We start from the raw sequence: 19,391 nt of genomic DNA on the forward strand, positions 1-19,391 counted from the left end.
GTCCGCAACGCCGTCTCCAGTGCCGTCCGCCCGGTGTCCAAGCGCTTGCTCAGCATGGTTGGGGCTTCCGGTCCTGTCAACGCGTGACACGGCGCCCCCGTAGGCTCGGTCGGGTGCCGCAGATTCCGGAGAAGATCCAAGAACTCACCGTCGGGCAGCTGTCAGCGCGCAGCGGCGCGGCGACGTCGGCCCTGCACTTCTACGAGACGAAGGGGCTGATCAGCAGCCGCAGGACCAGCGGCAACCAGCGCCGCTACAGCAGGGACATGCTCCGCCGTGTCGCCTTCGTACGCGCGGCCCAGCGCGTGGGCATCCCGCTCGCCACCATCAGGGACGCGCTCGCGGAGCTTCCCGAGGGGCGTACGCCGAACCACGACGACTGGGCACGGCTCTCACAGGCGTGGCGCTCGGAACTCGACGAGCGCATCAGACAGCTCGGCCGGCTGCGCGACCATCTGACCGACTGCATCGGCTGTGGCTGTCTCTCGCTGGAGACCTGTGTCCTGTCCAACCCGGACGACCGGTTCGGTGACCGGATGACCGGTTCCCGGCTGCTGGCGGAGCGCAGGCGCGCGCCCAAGTAGCCGCCGTGTTCCGGCCTGTCCCGCCACCGCGGCGGGTCAGGCCACCGAGGCCAGCTCCCGCTGCCGTACGCGCTTCGCCCGCTCCATGGCCTCGGACGTGAGAACGGGCCGCGGCACGACAATGCCACAGCCCTTGCACACCGGTCCCGACCAGGGAGCCTGCGACAGATCCGGCCGCCAGACGATCCCCTTCTCCGCGCACACCGGGCACGCGCCGCCCGGTCCCGACTCCAGCCCGGCGATCAGCCGGCGCAGCACCTCGGCCAGCGGCTCCGTCGGATGCACGGCCGGGTCGTCGCAGCGCGCCACCCCGTTGCCGCCCCAGGTCCGGCGGTGCCAGTCGTCGAACGTGCCCGGTCTTCTCAGCCCGTCGTGCTTCTCGCGCTTACGGCGCTGGGCGAACTGGACCTCGTAGGCCAGCCAGACGGCCCGCGCCTCTTCCAGCTCGTCGAGCGCGGCCATCAGCCGCGCCGGATCGGGAGCTCTGTCCTCCGGCTCGATGTCATGCCGTTCGCAGAGGTGGTCCCAGGTGGCCCGATGCCCGTAAGGGGCGAATCGTTCAAGGCACTTGCGCAGTGAATACCGGCGTAGTGCCAGATCACATCGCGGATCACGCACCTGTCTCGCGAGGCTCCGGAATCCGGCCATCGCCTGCCACCTCCGTCGGTTGCTGCATCGGCGTCATCCAATAGACGTACGCGTGCCCGATCCGGCTCCATCGAAAATCCGATGGCAGTCATCAGCCGGGTTTTCACCCTGAGGGCGCACGCCGGAGGTGGTCCGATTGACGGCGGGGGCCCGTCGTCCGGCTCGGGCTCAGGCTCAGCGGTACCGGAGGTACCGGGCCCGCGTCGCCCGGAACGCGGCGAGTTCGGCGCGCCAGGCCCCGACCACCTCGTCGGTGTCCGCGCCCGCGTCTATCAATGTGCGTACGGAGGCCGAGCCGGTCAGCTTGTCGATCCAGTTGTCCGGGCGCCAGGCGAAGCCGCTCCACGACTTCTTCGCCGTCACCAGCAGCGCGATGCCCGTACGTACCGGGTCGAACGACTCCCGGTCGTGGACGTGCAGTTGGACCCCGCCCACCGTCCTGCCCTGGAACTTGGAGAAGGTCGGCGCGAAGTACGCCTCACGGAAGCGGACCCCGCGCAGCTCCTGCGCGTCGGCGGCCTCGGCCCACGCGCGGTCGACGCCCTCGGCGCCCAGGAGTTCGAAGGGGCGGGTCGTGCCGCGCCCCTCGGAGAGGTTGGTGCCTTCGAAGAGACAGGTGCCCGAGTAGACCAACGCGGTCTCGGGCGTCGGCATGTTGGGGCTCGGCGGCACCCAGGGCAGACCGGTCGCGTCGAAGAAGTCGGCGCGGCGCCAGCCGGACATCCGCACGATGTCCAGCTCCACCGGCCGGCCGAGGAACTCGCCGTTGAAGAGCAGCGCCAGTTCGGCGACCGTCATGCCGTGCGCCTGCGAGATCGGCCCGCGCCCGACGAAGGTCGCGAACTCCGGGTGCAGGACCGGTCCGATGGCCGCCCGGCCGGTGACGGGGTTGGGCCGGTCGAGTACGACGAAGCGCTTGCCTGCGATGGCCGCCGCCTCCATGCAGTCGTACAGCGTCCAGATGTAGGTGTAGAAGCGGGCGCCCGCGTCCTGGATGTCGAAGACGACCGTGTCGACCCCGGACCGGGTGAAGACATCGGCGAGCCGCTGCCCGCTGATCTGGTACGTGTCGTACACCGGCAGCCCGGTCGCCGGGTCGTCGTATCTGCCCTCGGAGCCCCCGGCCTGGGCCGTGCCCCGGAAGCCGTGCTCGGGGCCGAAGACGGCGGTGAGGTCGACGCGTTCGTCCGGGTGCATGACGTCGACGATGTGCCGCACGTCCCGGGTCACACCGGTCGGGTTGGTGACGACCCCGATCCGCTGTCCGGCGAGCAGCCGGTAGTCGTCGGCCGCCAGCCGGTCGAAGCCCGTGAGGACCCGCCCGCCGTCGCCGCCCCGGCCCCGGTCGGCCGCCGCGGCGGCGGACGGTGCCCCGGCCGCGCTCGCCGCACCTGCCGCACCCACCGCGCCGCTCGCGGCGAGCAAACCCCGTCTGGACAGGCTCATTCGGCCACCTCCGTGATCAAGCCGACTGTCATGGACATGGACTCTAGTGCCGGGACCACGCCGGTTCACCGGGTCGGAGCGGGGGAACACGGACCCGTTCCGGGTTGGACTCTTCCCCGCGACATACCGACCGGTTAGTCTCTCTTGGTCGAGCGGTGGACACCGCGGGGAATCCGAGAGGCAGGTCCGATGAGCACGGTGCGGGGCGCGCGAGTGGTGGTCACAGGAGCCGGCGGCGGTATCGGTGCCGCGCTCGCCGGCAGATTCGCCGCCGGGGGCGCCCGTGTCGTCGTCAACGATCTCGACGCCGTCAAGGCCCATGCCGTCGCCGAGAGCGTCGGCGGCATCGCCCTGCCGGGTGAGGCCTCCGCCGTGGTCGAGCAGGCGCGCGACGCGCTCGGCGGCGGCGTCGACATCTACTGCGCCAACGCGGGCTACGGCACGGCCGGTGACCCGTTCGCCGACGAGGAGATCTGGGCGTCGGCCTGGGACGTCAACGTCATGGCGCATGTCCGTGCCTCCCGGATCCTGCTGCCCGACTGGCTGGAGCGCGGCGAGGGCCGGTTCATCTCCACCGTCTCCGCCGCCGGACTGCTCACGATGATCGGCGCGGCGCCCTACAGCGTCACCAAGCACGGCGCGCTCGCCTACGCGGAATGGCTCTCGCTCACCTACCGCCACCGGGGGCTCAAGGTCCACGCGATCTGCCCCCAGGGAGTCCGTACGGACATGCTGACCGCCGCCGGATCGGCGGGCGAACTCGTCCTGGCCCCGACGGCGATCGAGCCCGAGGACGTCGCCGATGCGCTGTTCGACGCGATGGACGAGGACCGGTTCCTGGTGCTGCCGCACGCCGAGGTGGCCGAGTACTACCGGGCCCGCTCCGGCGATCCCGACCGCTGGCTCGCCGGCATGAACCAGATTCAGCAGAAATGGGAAGGAAGCGGGCGGTGAGGGAGGTCCTGAGCGGGCCGCCCGGCGCGACGAGTGGGAAGATCCTCGGGCGCGTGCCGCGTTCACGCCGTCACAGGGCGGCGTACACCACGGCGGCGTACACCGTTCAGGACTGAGAAAGGCAGGTGGCGACAGTGGCCAGAAAGACGGACGGGAACTCCATCCCCGTACCCCAGCGGCTGCTGGCCGCCGCCACCCGGCTCTTCGCCGAGCAGGGCTACGGCAGCACGTCGGTCCAGGAGATCGTGGAGGCGGCCGGCGTCACCAAGGGCGCGCTGTACCACTACTTCGGCTCCAAGGAAGACCTCCTCCAGGAGGTGTATGCGCGGGTGCTCCGCCTCCAGCAGGAGCGGCTGGACGCCTTCGCCGACGCCGACGAGCCCGTGGAGCGGCGGCTGCGCGCGGCGGCGGCCGACGTGGTCGTGACCACCATCGACAACCTGGACGACGCGGCGATCTTCTTCCGCTCGATGCACCATCTGAGCCCGGAGAAGAACAAGCAGGTACGGGCCGAGCGGCGGCGCTACCACGAACGCTTCCGCGCGCTGGTCGAAGAGGGCCAGCGCAGCGGGGTGTTCACCGCCGCCACCCCGGCCGACCTGGTGGTGGACTACCACTTCGGGTCGGTCCACCATCTCTCCACCTGGTACCGCCCGGACGGGCCGCTCACCCCGCAGCAGGTCGCCGACCACCTCGCCGACCTGCTGCTGCGCGCGCTGCGCCCCTGACCGGCCGCCGCCCTACAGGTACTTCTTCAACTCCCGGCGCGCCAGCGACCGTTGGTGCACCTCGTCCGGCCCGTCCGCCAGCCGCAGGGTCCGCGCCGCGGTCCACAGCTCCGCGAGCGGGTAGTCCTGGCTCACCCCGCCCGCGCCGTGCAGCTGCACCGCGCTGTCGATGATGTCGACCACCGCGCGCGGCGTCGCGATCTTGATCGCCTGGATCTCCGTGTGCGCGCCCCGGTTGCCCACCGTGTCCATCAGCCAGGCCGTCTTGAGCACGAGCAGGCGCAGCTGCTCGACCGTCACCCGTGCGTCCGCGATCCAGTTCCCCACCACACCCTGCCGCGCGATGGGCTTGCCGAAGGCCGTACGGGACAGGGCCCGCCGGCACATCAGCTCGATGGCGCGCTCGGCCATGCCGATCAGCCGCATGCAGTGGTGGATCCGGCCGGGGCCGAGCCGGGCCTGGGCGATGGCGAAACCGCCGCCCTCCTCGCCGATCAGACTGTCCGCCGGGACACGGACGTCCGAGAAGACGACCTCGGCGTGGCCGCCGTGGGAGTGGTCCTCGTAGCCGTACACGCTCATCGCGCGGACGACGGTGAGACCGGGGGTGTCGCGCGGGACGAGGATCATCGACTGCTGGCGGCGGGTGTCGGCGCCGTCCGGGTCGGTCTTGCCCATCACGATGAAGATCCGGCAGTCCGGGTTCATGGCTCCGGAGATGTACCACTTACGGCCGTTGATCACGTAGTCGTCGCCGTCGCGCTCGATCCTGGTCCGGATGTTCGTCGCGTCGGACGAGGCGACCTCCGGCTCGGTCATCGCGAACGCCGAGCGGATCTCACCGTCGAGCAGCGGCTCCAGCCACCGCTTCTTCTGCTCGTCGCTGCCGAACTGGGCCAGCACTTCCATGTTCCCGGTGTCGGGCGCCGCGCAGTTGAGCGCCGTCGGGGCCAACTGCGGGCTCCGGCCGGTGATTTCGGCGAGCGGCGCGTACTGGAGGTTGGTCAGCCCGGCGCCGTGCTCCGCGTCAGGGAGGAAGAGATTCCACAGTCCCTGCCTGCGCGCCTCGGCCTTCAGCTCACCCACGACCGCCGGGGTGTCCCAGGGATCGGCGAGCCTGGCCCGCTGTTCCTGGGCGATCGCCTCGGCGGGGAAGACATGCTCGTCCATGAACGCCAGCAGCCTGGCGCGGAGTTCCTCGGTGCGGGCGTCGAACGCGAAGTCCATGCCGGGTCAGCCTTCCTGGAGGGTGGTGAGGCCGTGCTCGATGAAGACGGGGACGAGATCGCCGATGCGCTCGAAACCGCCGCCGACCGTCCGGCCCAGCGTGTAGCGGTAGTGGATGCCTTCGAGGATCACGGCGAGCTTGAACCAGGCGAAGGCCGTGTACCAGGCGATCGCCGAGGTGTCGCGGCCCGACCGGGCGGCGTAGCGCTCGACCAGTTCGGCCGGGTCGGGGTGGCCGGCCGCGCCGGCGGTCGTACTGATCGGGGAGCCCGTGATCTCCAGCGGCGCGCTGTACATCACCAGCAGACCGAGGTCGGTCAGCGGGTCGCCGAGGGTGGACATCTCCCAGTCCAGCACGGCCTTGATCCGGTCGTCGTCACCGAGCAGTACGTTGTCGAGCCGGTAGTCGCCGTGGACGACGGTGGGCGCGGGGGAGCCGGGCAGGGAGCGGCCCAGAGCGGCGTGCAACTCGTCGATGCCGGGCAGGTCCCGGTTGCGTGAGGCGTCCAACTGCTTCGCCCAGCGGCGCAGTTGGCGGTCGAGGAAGCCCTCGGGCCGGCCGAAGTCGGCGAGTCCCACGGCGGCGGGGTCGACCGCGTGCAGCTCGACGAGGGTGTCGACCAGACCCAGGAGCGCGGTGCGGGTGCGGCCGGGGCCGAGCGGGGCGAGCTGTTCGGCCGTACGGTACGGGGTCCCCGCCACGTACTCCATCACGTAGAAGGGCGCTCCGAGGACGTCCGGGTCCTCGCACAGCAGCAGGGGACCGGGGACCGGCACGGCCGTCGGGTGCAGCGCGCTGATCACCCGGAACTCGCGTGTCATGTCGTGCGCCGTGGCGAGGACATGGCCGAGCGGCGGCCTGCGGACCACCCACTCGTGGGTACCGTCGCCGATCAGATACGTCAGGTTCGACCGGCCGCCCTCGATCAGCCGGGCGCTCAGTGGTCCGCCCACCAGTCCGGGGCGCTCGCGGTCGAGGTGGCCGCGCAGCCGCTCCGGGTCGAGTCCTGGCGGGGGACTGGCGCTCATCTGTCGTACCTCCATGAGGGCGGGGGTGGGGATGCCTAGGCGTTCATGATGCCGACCAGTCGGTATGCCGTCCAGTGCGTCGCGGGAAACCGGCCCCGGCTGTGACGGGATCGGTGCGCCGGGTCCGCGGGCGGACCCGGCGGTGTACGTCCGCGGCGGTGTGCCGTGTGCCGGGTGCTGTCGGGGGTGTGTCGGGTGTACGTGGGGTCAGTGGTCGTCCCAGTGCCCGTCGTGGGCCGCGTGCCGGTGGCCGTCGTGCGCGTAGTCCAGGTGGTCGCCGTGTCTGACGGCGGGGTGGCCGCAGCCCTCGCCGTGCCGGTGGGGATGGTTCTCGTGGACGACATGGGCGGTGGTCTCGCACTCGTCCCAGTGCTCCGCGTGCCGCCGGTGCAGATGGCCGTCGTGGGCGTAGTCGACATGGTCGCCGTGCCGCACCTCGGTGTGGCCGCAGGTCGGTCCGTGGGAGTGCTCGTGCGTGGGGTGTTCCTGGTGAAGAGTCGTCATGATGTGCTCCCCTGCTGTGTTTTGGGGTGATTTGCCCGGCCGGACCGGACGCTACCAGTCCTGTCCGCCGCCCGGCCGTCCCCTCAGAGCACGGTCACGCCGAACGCCGCCAGGCAGATCACACACACCACCGCCGCGACCCCCGCACCCGTCGGCAGCGGGCGTGGTTCCGGCGTGTCGAGGGTCGTCATCCGCCGGTGCGCCACCCAGAGGAACGCCAGCCAGACGAGCGCGCCCGCCACCGCCGCCGCGACGCCCGCGGCCGACACCTCGTTCCGGAGCACCTGCCGGCCCGCGAGCACCGCTACGACCGTGTACGTCAGAGTCGTACGCCGCCAGGCCAGCCGGGTCCGCTCGGGCTGGAGGCCCGGGTCGCGCGCCGCCCCGGCGGCCGGGCCCCCCATCAGCGGGTCCCGCCCGCCAAAACCACGACCAGCATGATCACGGCGACGGCCGCGACCGACAGCCCCAGCAGCGTCGGGAACGCCGTCACCGGCAGATCCTCGCCCCGGCGCATCGCCCGCTCGCTGCGCACCCACTGGCTGATGGACCGCAGCGCGCTGAGCGCCCCGATCGCGAAGAGCACCACCGCAAGCCCCACCCGCACACCCCAGCGCAGGTCCGGCAGGAACTGGTCGACGGCGAATCCGCCGCCCACCAGGGCCAGTGACGTACGGATCCAGGCAAGGAAGGTGCGTTCGTTGGCGAGCGAGAAGCGGTAGTCGGGGGTCGTACCCTCGTCGCTGATCCGCCGGGGCGCGAACCACAGGCGCAGGCTCCGCACAAAATCGATCACCCGTCGCACCTTACGCGCGGGACGCTTTGAGCCGTTCGTACGCAGTCAGGCCGTCCGGCGTCCACCGCCACCCACCGTCGCCGGGGCGCTCCGCCAGACGCCGCTCCAGCTCCTCCTCCGTCAGGAACGCGTGCCAGTCGATCTCCTCCGCCTGCGGGGACACCGGCAGCACACAGCGGACCTCGTAGACGCGCGACCACCAGCTCAGCGGGCCGTCCCCGGCCTCGTACAGGAACGAGAACAGCGGTACGGGGCGGGGCAGGCCCGAGACCCCCAACTCCTCCTCGGCCTCGCGCAGCGCCGCGTCGTCGTAGGTCTCGCCCGCGCCGACCACACCGCCCACGAACATGTCGTGGTGGGACGGGAAGACGAGCTTGGTCGCGGTCCTGCGGTGGACGAAGACACGGCTCTCGGCGTCGCGCGCGAGGACGAAGACGCAGCGGTGCCGCAGCCCCTTCGCGTACACCTCGCCGCGCGGGGCCCGCCCCACGACGCGGTCCTGCTCGTCGACGATGTCGAGGATTTCGTCAGCGGCGCTCATGGGGGACAGCCTGGCATGCCGAACAGTTGACTCGTTACCGGCCCGTACGGAAGATCGGACCACCTCAGTCGCCCCGAGAAGGTGGGAACCCATGGCGTACGACGCTGATGTGATCGTGATCGGCGCGGGACTGGCCGGGCTGGTGGCCACCGCCGAACTCGTCGACGCGGGGCGCTCGGTCATCCTGCTCGACCAGGAGCCGGAGCGGTCCATCGGCGGCCAGGCGCACTGGTCCTTCGGCGGGATGTTCCTCGTGGACTCGCCCGAGCAGCGGCGGCTGCGGGTCAAGGACAGCAGGGACCTCGCGCTCCAGGACTGGCTCGGCACGGCCGGCTTCGACCGCGAGGAGGACCACTGGCCGCGCGAATGGGCCGAGGCGTACGTGGACTTCGCCGCCGGTGAGAAGCGGTCCTGGCTGCGCGAGCGGGGCATACGCTTCTTCCCGGTCGTCGGCTGGGCCGAGCGCGGCGGCTACGGCGCGAGCGGGCACGGCAACTCCGTGCCGCGCTTCCACATCACCTGGGGGACCGGCCCCGGCGTCGTCGAGCCGTTCGAGCGGCGGGTGCGCGAGGGCGTCGCCAAGGGACTGGTGACCTTTCGTTTCCGGCACCGGGTGACCGGACTCGGCGCGAGCGCCGGCGCCGTCGACACGGTCACCGGTGAGGTGCTTGAGCCGAGCGACGCCGAACGCGGCACGGCCAGCAGCCGCGTCACGACGGGTACGTTCGAACTCAGGGCGCAGGCCGTGATCGTCACGTCCGGCGGCATCGGCGGCAACCACGACCTCGTACGCGCCCAGTGGCCCGAACGCCTCGGCACCCCGCCCGGGAAGATGCTCTCCGGCGTACCCGCCCATGTCGACGGTCTGATGCTCGGCATCACGGAACGGGCCGGCGCCCACCACATCAACCGGGACCGGATGTGGCACTACACGGAGGGCATAGAGAACTGGAACCCGATCTGGGCCAGGCACGGCATCCGGATCCTGCCCGGTCCCTCGTCGCTCTGGCTGGACGCGCGCGGCACGCGGCTGCCGGTGCCGCTGTTCCCCGGCTTCGACACGCTCGGGACCCTCGACCACATCATGCACACCGGCCACGACTACACCTGGTTCGTTCTCAACCGGCGCATCATCGGCAAGGAGTTCGCGCTCTCGGGCTCCGAGCAGAACCCCGACCTGACCGGGAAGTCCGTCCGCGACGTGATCGACCGGGCGCGCCAGGACGTGCCGGGACCGGTCAAGGCGTTCATGGACAACGGCGCGGACTTCGTCGTGGAGAAGGACCTGGCCTCGCTCGTGCGGGGGATGAACGCGCTCACCGAGAAGCCGCTGATCGACGAGGACGGGCTGCGCCGGGAGATCGTGGCCCGCGACCGGGAGGTCGCCAACCCGTTCACCAAGGACCTCCAGATGACGGCCGTCCGAGGGGCGCGCGCCTATCTGGGCGACAAGCTGATCCGTACGGTGGCGCCGCACCGCATCCTCGACCCCAAGGCCGGTCCGCTGATCGCCGTACGGCTGCACATCCTGACCCGCAAGTCGCTCGGCGGGCTTCAGACGGACCTGTCGTCGCGGGTGCTGCGGCCGGACGGCACACCGCTGGCCGGGGTGTACGCGGCGGGGGAGGCGGCCGGCTTCGGCGGCGGCGGGATGCACGGCTACCGCTCGCTGGAGGGCACGTTCCTCGGCGGCTGCGTCTTCTCCGGGCGCGCGGCCGGGCGGGCGGCGGCGGAGGCGGTCGCCTAGGGGGTCTTTCGGATCGGGCCGGATCGCCCGACAGGTACTACCGGCGCTCCACCACCCGGAAGCGCTCCGCCACCACCAGCGTCCCGTCGTGCACCGTGAACGACGGGTCGCCCATCGCCTCGCGCATCTCGTCGCTGTGCCAGAACGCCTCGTGGCCCGCGCGCCAGGCCGCCACCGAGTCGTACCCCTCGCCCTCGTCCAGCGCGTGCTGGAGATCGACCTGTCCCAGCGGCAGCACCCGTACCTCCGTCAGCTCCAGCACGGCGGTCTCGCGACCGGCCGAGTCGATCAGCGCCGAACGCTCGCCGACCGGAGGCAGCTCCTCGTTCTCCACCTCGTACTCGGCCAGCAGGCCCGTGGTCGAGACCTTCTTCCCGGACAGGACCGCCGCGACCAGCTGATCGCGCAGCGGCCCGGGGAAGGCCAGCAGAAAGGGCGGGAGGGCTTCGGGGTGTTCCTGGGGGGTCGCCATGGCGTCAGTCTGCCGGACTCTGACGAAACGATGACGGATCGCCGGCGCCCCTGGTTTCCGCGTCTCCACGGTGTTCGAATCAATGGGTGACCACTCCACACAACGACCGGGAGGGCACGCCCGTCGGGCGGCGCCTGGTGCTCTCCATGCTCGGTCTCGGCGCGGCGGGCGTCGTCACGGCGCCCTATCTCCAGCGGGGGCTCGAAGCCTTCCTCGGCTCGGTGGCCGACACCGACCCGACCGGGCTGACCGGCCTGCTGCCCAACGGGGGCGGGTTCCGCTACTACTCGGTGGCCAGCTCCGTACCCCGCAAAGGCCCTGAGAACTACCGGCTCACCGTGGACGGGCTGGTCGACCGGCCCACCACGTACACGCTCGACGCCCTGCGGAAGCTCCCGCAGACCCGCATGGTCCGTGACGTCCAGTGCGTCACCGGCTGGCGGGTGCCGGAAACGCCGTTCGAAGGCGTACGGCTGTCGCGGATCCTCGATGCCGCGGGGGTACGGCCGGACGCCAAGGCGGTCCGCTTCACCTGCTTCGACGGCACGTACAGCGAGAGCCTGACCATGGAGCAGGCCAGACGGCCCGACGTCCTGGTGGCGCTGAAGATGCGCGACAAACCGGTCGAGCACGCGCACGGCGGTCCGGTACGGCTCTACGTCGCACCCATGTACTTCTACAAATCGGCGAAATGGCTCTCCGGGATCTCCGTCACCTCCGACGTCCGCCCCGGCTACTGGGAGGAGCGCGGCTATGACGTCGACGCCTGGGTCGGGCGGTCCAACGGCCGCACCGACACCCCGACCGTCTGACCGGCCCGACGGCCCGCCCTCGGACCGGCCGGAGCCGGCGCGACCCCGGCTGCGGCGGCGGTTCAGCCGCGCCGAGCGGATGGTCCACCGCGCGACCGGCGTCCTGATGCTGGTGTGCGTGGTGACGGCGGCGTCTCTGTACGTACCCCAGCTCGCCGAACTCGTCGGCCGCCGCCATCTCGTGGTCACCCTGCACGAGTGGTCGGGCCTGCTGCTGCCCGCGCCGTTCCTCCTGGGGCTCGCGTCCCCCTCCTTCCGCGCCGATCTGCGCCGGCTCAACCGCTTCGCGCCGCACGACAAGGAGTGGCTGCGAGCGGTGCGGCGCCGCGACTTCCGGCCGGAGTCGCGCCCGGCGGGCAAGTTCAACGCCGGGCAGAAGGTGTACGGCGGCTGGATCGCGGGAGCGGTCCTGGTCATGCTCGCGACGGGCCTGATGATGTGGTTCACCTGGCTGACGCCGCTGGTGTGGCGGACGAGCGCCACCTTCGTGCACGACTGGCTGTCGCTGGCCGTGGGGCTCGTACTCGTCGGGCACATCGGGATGGCGTTCGCCGACCCGGAGGCACGGCGCGGCATGCGGACCGGATCGGTGGAACGGCCGTGGGCGGAGCGGGAGCACGCTCTGTGGAAGGAAGAGGAGTGACCCGCCCCGCCCGGGGGACGTAACCGGCTCGCGTGCGACGTGACCGGCTAGACGATCAGCGAGAGCAGCATCACGAAGCCGAGACCGACGACGGAGATGATCGTCTCCATCACCGACCAGGTCTTGATCGTCTGACCGACGTCCATCCCGAAGTACTCCTTCACCAGCCAGAAGCCCGCGTCGTTGACATGGCTGAAGAAGAGCGAACCGGCGCCGATCGCCAGCACCAGCAGTGCGGCGTGGGACGTGGACATGTCGGCGGCGAGCGGTGCCGCGAGCCCGGCGGCGGAGATCGTCGCGACGGTCGCCGAGCCGGTCGCCAGCCGGATCGCCACCGCGATCAGCCAGCCCAGCAGCAGCGCCGGGATCGACCAGTCCTCGGAGAAGTCGAGGATCATCTGGCCGACGCCCGCGTCGATCAGGGTCTGCTTGAAACCGCCGCCCGCGGCGACGATCAGCAGCACGCCCGCGATGGGCCCGAAGGACTTCTCGATGGTCGACGCGATCCGGTCCTTGGTGAAGCCGGCGGCCCGCCCCAGTGTGAAGATGCCGACGAGCACGGCGGCGAGCAGCGCGATCAGCGGGGAGCCGATGACATCGGCGACCTTCTGGACCTGGTTCTCCGGGTCGTCCACGACGATGTCGACCAGTGCCTTGACCAGCATCAGCACGACCGGCAGCAGCACGGTCGCGACGGTGGCGCCGAAGCTCGGACGCCTGTCGCTCTCTTCGGACGGACGCTTCTCCAGCGTCTGGAGCATCCGCTCGGGCGGCTGGATGTCCACCCAGCGCGCGGCGTAACGCGAGAACAGCGGCCCGGCGATGATCACTGTCGGGATCGATATGAGGAGGCCCAGCGCCAGCGTCACGCCGAGGTCGGCGCCGATGGCGTCGATCGCGACGAGCGGACCGGGGTGCGGCGGGATCAGTCCGTGCATGACGGAGAGGCCGGCCAGCGCCGGGATACCGATCCGCATCAGGGAGAAGTTGCCGCGCTTGGCGACCAGCAGCACGACCGGGATCAGCAGCACGATGCCGACCTCGAAGAAGAGCGGCAGCCCGATCACCGAGGCGATGAGGACCATCGCCCACGGCATCGCACGCCCGCTCGCCCGGCTGAGGATCGTGTCGACTATCTGGTCGGCGCCGCCCGAGTCCGCGAGCAGCTTGCCGAGTATCGCGCCGAGCGCGATCAGCACACCGACACCCGCGACGGTCGAGCCGAGACCGGCGGAGAAGCTGGTGATCGTGTCGCCGAGGGACGCGCCGGCGAACGCGCCCAGCGCCAGCGTGCCGATGGTCAGGGCGAGAAAGGCGTGCAGTTTGAACTGGGTGATGAGCAGGACGATGACGGCAATACCGGCGAGAACGGCGATGCCCAGCTGCGTGTTGCCGGCCGAGGTGATCGGTTCTACGGCGTCCGCTGCCAGCGTCTCGACGCTGAGACTGGTCACGGGGGGATCCTTAGGTATCGGGGAGTTGACTGGCTTGTCTGTCAGGTGAGTTCGGGCTCGTAGGGCCCTTGGGGACGGTCGAGTGCCGCCAGCGCGGCGACGCCCCGTTCGGTGATCTCCTCGGGGGTGCCCGCCACGTCGACGGTGACGCCCGCCTCGTCGTCGCCCAGGGGCTGCAACGTGGCGAACTGCGAATCCAGCAGGGCGGTGGGCATGAAGTGCCCCTTGCGGTCCGCCATCCGCCGTTCGATCAGGGCGCGGTCACCGGTGAGGTGCAGGAAGAGGACGTCGGGCGCCGCGGCCCGCAGCCGGTCGCGGTAGACGCGCTTGAGCGCCGAGCTGCTGACCACACCGCCGAGACCGGCACGGCCGTGCGCCCAGCGCCCGATCGCGTCCAGCCACGGCCGGCGGTCGTCGTCGTCCAGCGGGGTGCCGGCGGACATCTTGGCGATGTTCGCAGGGGGGTGGAAGTCGTCGCCCTCGGCGTACGGGACGCCCAGGGCGGCGGCCAGCAGGGGACCGACGGTCGTCTTGCCGGTACCTGCCACGCCCATCACCACGACGACGTGGGGGGTGTTCATGTGATGCCTCGCTGTCTTCGCATGCTCCGCTGCCTCCGCGATACTGAAACTCATATGTACGACGTATTCAAGGTGTCGTCACTCACTTGTCATATTTTTTCTTCACCCGACCCGCCCCGTAGGCTTCCGGCATGACCACAGAAGGCCGGGGCCTGCATACCCATGTGCTCGACACCCTCGGTCTCGCCATCACGGGGGGCGAGTACCCCGAGGGCGGCGTCGTGCGCACCGACGAGGTCGCGCGTCGCTTCGACGTCTCGCGCACCGTCGTACGGGAAGTGGTCCGCGTCCTCGAATCGATGCACCTCGTCCAGTCCCGGCGCCGCGTCGGCGTGACGGTGCGGCCCGCCGCCGAGTGGAACGTCTACGACCCCCGGGTCATCCGCTGGCGCCTCGCGGGCAACGACCGGCCGCGCCAGCTGCGTTCACTGACCGTGCTGCGCTCCGCGATCGAACCGGTCGCCGCCGGTCTCGCCGCCACCCATGCCACCCCCGAGCAGTGCGCCGCCCTCACGGAGCAGGCGCTCGGCATGGTCGCCACCTCACGAGGACACCAACTGGAGGGCTATCTACGGCACGACGTCGCCTTCCACCGGGTGGTGCTCGACGCGTCGGGCAACGAGATGTTCGCCCGTCTCGGGGACGTGGTCGCCGAGGTCCTGACGGGCCGCACGCGGCACGAGGTGATGTTCCACGACCCCGACCCGGCGGCCGTGACCCTGCATGTACAGGTCGCCGAGGCCGTACGGGAGCGGGACGCGGCCCGCGCCGAGGAGCTGACCCGGCAGATCGCCGTGGGCGCCCTCCAGGAACTCGACGTGCTCGCACCCTGACCAGGCGGCGCGTCCCGGAGGCGCGATGTCAGACTTGGCCCTTCAGGCTCGATGGAGAGGCAGGTCCTGACATGTCGCAGCAGGTGCGAGGCGTTGTTGCGCCCGGCAAGAACGAGCCGGTGCGGATCGAGACGATCGTGATCCCCGATCCCGGCCCCGGCGAGGCCGTGGTGAAGATCCAGGCGTGCGGCGTCTGCCACACCGATCTGCACTACAAGCAGGGCGGGATCAACGACGACTACCCCTTCCTGCTCGGCCACGAGGCCGCGGGCGTGGTGGAGTCGGTCGGCGACGGCGTCACCGACGTCGCTCCCGGTGATTTCGTGATTCTCAACTGGCGTGCGGTGTGCGGCAGTTGCCGGGCATGTCTGCGGGGCAGGCCCTGGTACTGCTTCAACACCCACAACGCCGAACAGAAGATGACGCTGTTGGACGGCACCGAGCTCTCCCCGGCGCTCGGCATCGGCGCCTTCGCGGAGAAGACCCTGGTCGCCGCCGGACAGTGCACCAAGGTCGACCCGGCCGTCTCACCGGCCGTCGCCGGTCTGCTCGGCTGCGGTGTCATGGCCGGCATCGGCGCGGCGATCAACACCGGCAGCGTCGGCCGGGGCGACTCCGTCGCCGTCATCGGCTGCGGCGGTGTCGGCGACGCGGCGATCGTCGGCTCCCGTCTCGCGGGCGCGGCCCGCATCATCGCCGTCGACATCGACGACCAGAAGCTGGCCACCGCCAAGACCATGGGCGCGACGCACACCGTCAACTCCCGCTCCACCGACCCCGTCGAGGCGATCCGCGAACTGACCGGGGGCTTCGGGGCGGACGTCGTCATCGAGGCGGTGGGCCGCCCGGAGACGTACAAGCAGGCGTTCTACGCACGTGACCTGGCCGGCACGGTCGTCCTGGTCGGGGTCCCCACCCCGGAGATGGAGCTCGAACTGCCGCTGCTCGACGTCTTCGGGCGCGGCGGCTCGCTCAAGTCGTCCTGGTACGGCGACTGTCTGCCGTCCCGCGACTTCCCCATGCTGATCGACCTGCACCAGCAGGGCCGTATCGACCTGGGTGCGTTCGTCACCGAGACCATCGGACTCGGCGACGTCGAGAAGGCCTTCGCCCATATGCACGAGGGCCACGTCCTGCGCTCGGTCGTGGTGCTCTGATGGCCGCCACCGGCGCCGCGGCGCGCGTCGACCACCTCGTCACCTCGGGCACGTTCTCGCTCGACGGCGGTACCTGGGACGTCGACAACAACGTCTGGATCGTCGGCGACGACACCGAGGCGATCGTCATCGACGCCGCCCACGACGCCACGGCCATCGAGACCGCGCTGGGCGGCCGGACGCTGCGCGCCATCGTCTGCACCCACGCCCACAACGACCACATCGACGCGGCCCCGGCGCTCGCCGCCGCCACCGGCGCGCCGGTCCTGCTGCACCCGGACGACCTGCCGCTGTGGAAGCAGACCCACCCGGACCGGCTCCCGGACGGCGAACTGGCCGACGGCCAGGGCCTGTCCGTCGCCGGGATCACCCTCACGGTCCTGCACACGCCGGGCCACGCGCCGGGCGCGGTCTGTCTCCACGCCCCCGAGCTGTCCACGGTCTTCACCGGCGACACGCTCTTCCAGGGCGGGCCCGGCGCCACCGGCCGGTCCTTCTCGCACTTCCCGACGATCATCGAGTCGATCCGCGAACGGCTACTGACGCTGCCGCCCGGGACGGTGGTCCGTACCGGACACGGCGACTCGACCACCATCGGGGACGAGGCGCCGCAGCTGGACGAGTGGATCCGCTCCGGCGGCTGACCGGACCGCCGCGCGCGGGCCGTGTCGCCGTCTCAGGCGACGCGGTCCCGCAGCGCGTCCGCGGTGGACCACCGCGCGATGTGCTGCCTGACCGTGCCGACCACGGCGGCGGGCTGGTCGTTGAGGTAGAAGTGGCCGCCGGGGAAGACGTGCAGCTGGAAGTCCGCCTCCGTGTGATCGGCCCACCCGCGCGCGTCCACGACCGGCACCTGCGGATCGGAGTCGCCGATCAGCGCCACGACGGGATACGGCACGGTCGCCCCGGGCTCGCTCCGGTACGACATCACGGCCGCGTAGTCGTTGCGCAGAGCCGGCATGATCATGCGTACGACGTCGTCGTCACCGAGCACCTCCGCGTCCGTCCCGCTCATCCGGCGGACGTCGTCGAGGATGTTCTCGTCGCTGAAGAGCTGACGCGTCGTGATGCACCGGCAGCGCGGCGAGCACCGGCCGGAGACGATCAGCCCCAGCACCTCCACGTCCGTGTCGCGCAGCCGCCGGGCGACCTCGAACGCCACGGAAGCGCCCATGCTGTGACCGAAGAGGGTGATCGGGCGGTCCGCCCACTCCAGCAGCTCCCGCGCCACCGCGTCGGCCAGCTTCGGAATGCTCGGTATGCCCTTCTCGTCGCGGCGGTCCTGCCGGCCCGGATACTGCACGGCCAGCACATCGGTCTCGGGGGAGAGCGCCTTGGTCACCGGAAGGAAGAACGGCGCGGACCCGCCCGCGTGCGGCAGACACACCAACTGGGTGGGCGCTTCGGGTGCCGGCTTGAAGCGTCGAATCCACGGCTTCGTTTCGCTGGGCGCGAGAGTCATGATGTTTCCGTCGCCTCATTCTGGGGGCACACGCCGACTGAGAATTGCCTCGCAAACGTGCCAGCGTGCCCCCTCGCGGGCAACCCCTATTCCGCCCGATCCCGGCCCCCGCCTGGGAGTTCGGGGCGGATGTTAGGGGTGAAGGGGCAGGGCCGTGAAACGCGTAATGCCGACCGGGAAACAGATCCCGACCGGCATTACGTCAACGATGGTGTCCGAGGGGGGACTTGAACCCCCACGCCCGATAAAGGGCACTAGCACCTCAAGCTAGCGCGTCTGCCATTCCGCCACCCGGACAAGGTGTCCGCCGGACGACCGAAGGCCGTTCCGACGTGGAAAACCATAGCAAACATCGGGCACTGCCCGATCCACGCCCGGTGGGAGGATGGGGCGACCACCGGCAACGACAGCGGGAGTGAGCAGAGTGAGCGAGTCGAACACGGGCGGGACGGTCTCGGGCGAGGACGAGGTCGTCGATCTCTGCCGCGATCTGATCCGGATCGACACCAGCAACTACGGGGACCACTCGGGCCCCGGCGAACGGGCCGCCGCGGAGTACGTGGCGGAGAAGCTGGCCGAGGTGGGGCTCGAACCGCGGATCTTCGAGTCGCACAAGGGCCGTGCCTCCACCGTCGCCCGGATCGCCGGCGAGGACCCCTCCAGGCCCGCCCTGCTCATCCACGGCCACACCGATGTCGTCCCCGCCAACGCGGCCGACTGGACGCACGACCCGTTCGCCGGCGAGATCGCCGACGGCTGCCTCTGGGGGCGCGGCGCGGTCGACATGAAGGACATGGACGCCATGACCCTCGCCGTGGTGCGGGACAGGCTCCGCAGCGGGCGCAAGCCCCCGCGCGACATCGTCCTGGCCTTCCTGGCCGACGAGGAGGCGGGCGGTACGTACGGGGCGCGGTACCTGGTCGACAACCACCCCGACCTCTTCGAGGGCGTCACCGAGGCGATCAGCGAGGTCGGCGGCTTCTCCTTCACCGTCAACGAGAACCTGCGGCTGTATCTCGTCGAGACGGCGCAGAAGGGCATGCACTGGATGCGGCTCACCGTGGACGGCACCGCCGGGCACGGCTCGATGACCAACTACGACAACGCCATCACCGAACTCTGCGAGGCGGTGGCCCGGCTCGGCCGGCACGAATGGCCGGTGCGGATGACCAAGACCGTGCGGTCCTTCCTGGACGAGCTGTCCGACGCGCTGGGCGTCCCGCTCGACCCGGAGGACATGGAGGGCACGCTCGCCACCCTGGGCGGCATCGCGAAGATGATCGGCGCCACCCTGCGTAACTCCGCCGCCCCCACCATGCTCGGCGCGGGCTACAAGGTGAACGTGATCCCCGGCCAGGCGACCGCCCATGTCGACGGCCGCTTCCTGCCCGGCTACGAGGAGGAGTTCCTCGCCGACATCGACCGGATCATCGGCCCGCGCGTCAAGCGCGAGGACGTGCACGGCGACAAGGCCCTGGAGACCAGCTTCGACGGCAGGCTCGTGGACGCCATGCAGACCGCGCTCGTCGCGGAGGACCCCATCGCGCGGGCCGTTCCCTACATGCTCTCGGGCGGCACGGACGCCAAGTCCTTCGACGACCTCGGTATCCGCGGCTTCGGCTTCGCCCCGCTCAAGCTCCCGCCGGAGCTGGACTTCGCCGGCATGTTCCACGGCGTGGACGAGCGGGTGCCGCTGGACGGACTGCGGTTCGGCGTACGGGTGTTGGACCGCTTCATCGACGCCAGCTGAGCCGTATTCGGCAGTGCGTGCGC

Annotated in this window: 22 protein-coding genes and 1 tRNA gene; 10 read left to right on the forward strand and 13 right to left on the reverse strand. The window is 70.8% G+C overall.

Annotated elements, in window-relative coordinates:
• The first annotated feature begins 113 nt into the window (after positions 1-113).
• The gene (soxR, locus tag ACFWV8_RS28985) at positions 114-584 is read left to right on the forward strand and encodes a redox-sensitive transcriptional activator SoxR (RefSeq protein ID WP_329389529.1); all 471 of its coding nucleotides are present in this window, start codon (positions 114-116) and stop codon (positions 582-584) included.
• A 36-nt stretch (positions 585-620) separates the two neighbouring features.
• Here soxR and ACFWV8_RS28990 read toward each other — a convergent pair whose 3' ends face one another.
• Complete coding sequence (locus ACFWV8_RS28990; protein WP_384210211.1) at positions 621-1,232, reverse strand: hypothetical protein; 612 nt, start codon at positions 1,230-1,232, stop codon at positions 621-623.
• Positions 1,233-1,406: 174 nt separating this feature from the next.
• A complete protein-coding gene (locus ACFWV8_RS28995) occupies positions 1,407-2,678 on the reverse strand; it encodes an exo-beta-N-acetylmuramidase NamZ domain-containing protein (RefSeq protein WP_384210218.1) in 1,272 nt (423 codons plus the stop codon).
• Positions 2,679-2,867: 189 nt separating this feature from the next.
• Here ACFWV8_RS28995 and ACFWV8_RS29000 point away from each other — a divergent pair, with 189 nt between their 5' ends.
• Both ACFWV8_RS29000 and ACFWV8_RS29005 read left to right on the forward strand, forming a co-directional pair.
• Complete coding sequence (locus ACFWV8_RS29000) at positions 2,868-3,632, forward strand: SDR family oxidoreductase (RefSeq protein WP_384210223.1); 765 nt, start codon at positions 2,868-2,870, stop codon at positions 3,630-3,632.
• Positions 3,633-3,766: 134 nt separating this feature from the next.
• Positions 3,767-4,360 (forward strand): TetR/AcrR family transcriptional regulator, encoded by a 594-nt coding sequence (locus ACFWV8_RS29005; RefSeq protein WP_384210230.1) that lies wholly within the window; start codon positions 3,767-3,769, stop codon positions 4,358-4,360.
• Positions 4,361-4,372: 12 nt separating this feature from the next.
• On the opposite strand, the gene ACFWV8_RS29010 is transcribed toward ACFWV8_RS29005, so the two are convergent.
• From ACFWV8_RS29010 to ACFWV8_RS29035, 6 genes are all read right to left on the reverse strand, one after another.
• A complete protein-coding gene (locus ACFWV8_RS29010; RefSeq protein ID WP_384210236.1) occupies positions 4,373-5,587 on the reverse strand; it encodes an acyl-CoA dehydrogenase family protein in 1,215 nt (404 codons plus the stop codon).
• Positions 5,588-5,593: 6 nt separating this feature from the next.
• Positions 5,594-6,616: a phosphotransferase family protein gene (locus ACFWV8_RS29015; RefSeq protein ID WP_384210239.1), complete on the reverse strand. Its 1,023-nt coding sequence runs from the start codon at positions 6,614-6,616 to the stop codon at positions 5,594-5,596.
• A gap of 207 nt (positions 6,617-6,823) precedes the next feature.
• Positions 6,824-7,120 (reverse strand): hypothetical protein, encoded by a 297-nt coding sequence (locus ACFWV8_RS29020; protein WP_384210242.1) that lies wholly within the window; start codon positions 7,118-7,120, stop codon positions 6,824-6,826.
• 83 nt (positions 7,121-7,203) lie between these two features.
• On the reverse strand, positions 7,204-7,524 hold the full coding sequence (locus ACFWV8_RS29025) for a DUF202 domain-containing protein (protein ID WP_384210245.1): 321 nt from the start codon (positions 7,522-7,524) through the stop codon (positions 7,204-7,206).
• The gene (locus tag ACFWV8_RS29030; protein WP_384210248.1) at positions 7,524-7,916 is read right to left on the reverse strand and encodes a YidH family protein; all 393 of its coding nucleotides are present in this window, start codon (positions 7,914-7,916) and stop codon (positions 7,524-7,526) included. The genes ACFWV8_RS29025 and ACFWV8_RS29030 overlap by 1 nt, the downstream gene beginning before the upstream one ends.
• A 10-nt stretch (positions 7,917-7,926) precedes the next feature.
• Positions 7,927-8,457 (reverse strand): NUDIX hydrolase, encoded by a 531-nt coding sequence (locus ACFWV8_RS29035; RefSeq protein ID WP_384210251.1) that lies wholly within the window; start codon positions 8,455-8,457, stop codon positions 7,927-7,929.
• A 91-nt stretch (positions 8,458-8,548) separates the two neighbouring features.
• On the opposite strand from ACFWV8_RS29035, the gene ACFWV8_RS29040 reads away from it, so the two are divergent.
• The gene (locus ACFWV8_RS29040; RefSeq protein ID WP_384210254.1) at positions 8,549-10,204 is read left to right on the forward strand and encodes an FAD-binding dehydrogenase; all 1,656 of its coding nucleotides are present in this window, start codon (positions 8,549-8,551) and stop codon (positions 10,202-10,204) included.
• Between the two features lie 37 nt (positions 10,205-10,241).
• Here ACFWV8_RS29040 and ACFWV8_RS29045 read toward each other — a convergent pair whose 3' ends face one another.
• The gene (locus ACFWV8_RS29045; RefSeq protein WP_384210257.1) at positions 10,242-10,676 is read right to left on the reverse strand and encodes an ASCH domain-containing protein; all 435 of its coding nucleotides are present in this window, start codon (positions 10,674-10,676) and stop codon (positions 10,242-10,244) included.
• Between the two features lie 146 nt (positions 10,677-10,822).
• On the opposite strand from ACFWV8_RS29045, the gene ACFWV8_RS29050 reads away from it, so the two are divergent.
• Together ACFWV8_RS29050 and ACFWV8_RS29055 are read left to right on the forward strand one after the other, a co-directional pair.
• The gene (locus ACFWV8_RS29050; RefSeq protein WP_329392516.1) at positions 10,823-11,488 is read left to right on the forward strand and encodes a molybdopterin-dependent oxidoreductase; all 666 of its coding nucleotides are present in this window, start codon (positions 10,823-10,825) and stop codon (positions 11,486-11,488) included.
• Positions 11,430-12,131 carry a cytochrome b/b6 domain-containing protein gene (locus ACFWV8_RS29055; protein WP_384210260.1) on the forward strand — a complete coding sequence of 234 codons (702 nt, stop codon included), beginning with the start codon at positions 11,430-11,432 and terminating at the stop codon, positions 12,129-12,131. The genes ACFWV8_RS29050 and ACFWV8_RS29055 overlap by 59 nt, the downstream gene beginning before the upstream one ends.
• Positions 12,132-12,178: 47 nt before the next feature.
• On the opposite strand, the gene ACFWV8_RS29060 is transcribed toward ACFWV8_RS29055, so the two are convergent.
• Together ACFWV8_RS29060 and ACFWV8_RS29065 are read right to left on the reverse strand one after the other, a co-directional pair.
• Positions 12,179-13,585 carry a GntP family permease gene (locus ACFWV8_RS29060; RefSeq protein ID WP_384210263.1) on the reverse strand — a complete coding sequence of 469 codons (1,407 nt, stop codon included), beginning with the start codon at positions 13,583-13,585 and terminating at the stop codon, positions 12,179-12,181.
• A gap of 41 nt (positions 13,586-13,626) precedes the next feature.
• Positions 13,627-14,166: a gluconokinase gene (locus ACFWV8_RS29065; RefSeq protein ID WP_384210266.1), complete on the reverse strand. Its 540-nt coding sequence runs from the start codon at positions 14,164-14,166 to the stop codon at positions 13,627-13,629.
• Between the two features lie 131 nt (positions 14,167-14,297).
• Between ACFWV8_RS29065 and ACFWV8_RS29070 the strand changes: the two genes are divergently transcribed.
• The 3 genes from ACFWV8_RS29070 to ACFWV8_RS29080 all read left to right on the forward strand — a co-directional run bounded on the left by ACFWV8_RS29070 (position 14,298) and on the right by ACFWV8_RS29080 (position 16,800).
• Complete coding sequence (locus ACFWV8_RS29070; protein WP_329389561.1) at positions 14,298-14,999, forward strand: FCD domain-containing protein; 702 nt, start codon at positions 14,298-14,300, stop codon at positions 14,997-14,999.
• 71 nt (positions 15,000-15,070) lie between these two features.
• Complete coding sequence (locus tag ACFWV8_RS29075; RefSeq protein ID WP_384210270.1) at positions 15,071-16,156, forward strand: S-(hydroxymethyl)mycothiol dehydrogenase; 1,086 nt, start codon at positions 15,071-15,073, stop codon at positions 16,154-16,156.
• Positions 16,156-16,800, forward strand: a complete 645-nt coding sequence (locus tag ACFWV8_RS29080; protein WP_384210273.1) for an MBL fold metallo-hydrolase — start codon at positions 16,156-16,158, stop codon at positions 16,798-16,800. Before ACFWV8_RS29075 ends, ACFWV8_RS29080 begins: the two co-directional genes overlap by 1 nt.
• A gap of 32 nt (positions 16,801-16,832) precedes the next feature.
• Here the strand turns inward: ACFWV8_RS29080 and ACFWV8_RS29085 are convergent, their stop codons facing one another.
• Positions 16,833-17,618 carry a thioesterase II family protein gene (locus tag ACFWV8_RS29085; RefSeq protein ID WP_384210276.1) on the reverse strand — a complete coding sequence of 262 codons (786 nt, stop codon included), beginning with the start codon at positions 17,616-17,618 and terminating at the stop codon, positions 16,833-16,835.
• 209 nt (positions 17,619-17,827) lie between these two features.
• Positions 17,828-17,915 (reverse strand) — tRNA-Leu (locus tag ACFWV8_RS29090).
• 88 nt (positions 17,916-18,003) lie between these two features.
• Here ACFWV8_RS29090 and ACFWV8_RS29095 point away from each other — a divergent pair.
• Positions 18,004-19,368, forward strand: a complete 1,365-nt coding sequence (locus ACFWV8_RS29095; RefSeq protein WP_384210279.1) for a M20/M25/M40 family metallo-hydrolase — start codon at positions 18,004-18,006, stop codon at positions 19,366-19,368.
• Positions 19,369-19,391: the final 23 nt, after the last annotated feature.

The sequence above is a fragment of the Streptomyces sp. NPDC058665 genome (assembly GCF_042714995.1).
In the GTDB taxonomy this organism is placed as follows: Bacteria; Actinomycetota; Actinomycetes; order Streptomycetales; family Streptomycetaceae; genus Streptomyces.

Excerpts from the sequence above, each read along its gene's own strand:
- ACFWV8_RS29000 (WP_384210223.1), top strand. The coding sequence starts at position 2,868 with ATGAGCACGGTGCGGGGCGCGCGAGTGGTGGTCACAGGAGCCGGCGGC.
- ACFWV8_RS29050 (WP_329392516.1), top strand. The coding sequence starts at position 10,823 with ATGCTCGGTCTCGGCGCGGCGGGCGTCGTCACGGCGCCCTATCTCCAG.
- ACFWV8_RS29080 (WP_384210273.1), top strand. The coding sequence starts at position 16,156 with ATGGCCGCCACCGGCGCCGCGGCGCGCGTCGACCACCTCGTCACCTCG.
- ACFWV8_RS29055 (WP_384210260.1), top strand. The coding sequence starts at position 11,430 with ATGACGTCGACGCCTGGGTCGGGCGGTCCAACGGCCGCACCGACACCC.
- ACFWV8_RS29095 (WP_384210279.1), top strand. The coding sequence starts at position 18,004 with ATGGGGCGACCACCGGCAACGACAGCGGGAGTGAGCAGAGTGAGCGAG.
- ACFWV8_RS29020 (WP_384210242.1), bottom strand. The coding sequence starts at position 7,120 with ATGACGACTCTTCACCAGGAACACCCCACGCACGAGCACTCCCACGGA.
- ACFWV8_RS29045 (WP_384210257.1), bottom strand. The coding sequence starts at position 10,676 with ATGGCGACCCCCCAGGAACACCCCGAAGCCCTCCCGCCCTTTCTGCTG.
- ACFWV8_RS29010 (WP_384210236.1), bottom strand. The coding sequence starts at position 5,587 with ATGGACTTCGCGTTCGACGCCCGCACCGAGGAACTCCGCGCCAGGCTG.
- ACFWV8_RS29070 (WP_329389561.1), top strand. The coding sequence starts at position 14,298 with ATGACCACAGAAGGCCGGGGCCTGCATACCCATGTGCTCGACACCCTC.
- ACFWV8_RS28990 (WP_384210211.1), bottom strand. The coding sequence starts at position 1,232 with ATGGCCGGATTCCGGAGCCTCGCGAGACAGGTGCGTGATCCGCGATGT.
- ACFWV8_RS29085 (WP_384210276.1), bottom strand. The coding sequence starts at position 17,618 with ATGACTCTCGCGCCCAGCGAAACGAAGCCGTGGATTCGACGCTTCAAG.
- ACFWV8_RS29035 (WP_384210251.1), bottom strand. The coding sequence starts at position 8,457 with ATGAGCGCCGCTGACGAAATCCTCGACATCGTCGACGAGCAGGACCGC.
- ACFWV8_RS29015 (WP_384210239.1), bottom strand. The coding sequence starts at position 6,616 with ATGAGCGCCAGTCCCCCGCCAGGACTCGACCCGGAGCGGCTGCGCGGC.
- ACFWV8_RS29075 (WP_384210270.1), top strand. The coding sequence starts at position 15,071 with ATGTCGCAGCAGGTGCGAGGCGTTGTTGCGCCCGGCAAGAACGAGCCG.
- ACFWV8_RS29040 (WP_384210254.1), top strand. The coding sequence starts at position 8,549 with ATGGCGTACGACGCTGATGTGATCGTGATCGGCGCGGGACTGGCCGGG.
- ACFWV8_RS28995 (WP_384210218.1), bottom strand. The coding sequence starts at position 2,678 with ATGAGCCTGTCCAGACGGGGTTTGCTCGCCGCGAGCGGCGCGGTGGGT.
- ACFWV8_RS29065 (WP_384210266.1), bottom strand. The coding sequence starts at position 14,166 with ATGAACACCCCCCACGTCGTCGTGGTGATGGGCGTGGCAGGTACCGGC.
- ACFWV8_RS29025 (WP_384210245.1), bottom strand. The coding sequence starts at position 7,524 with ATGGGGGGCCCGGCCGCCGGGGCGGCGCGCGACCCGGGCCTCCAGCCC.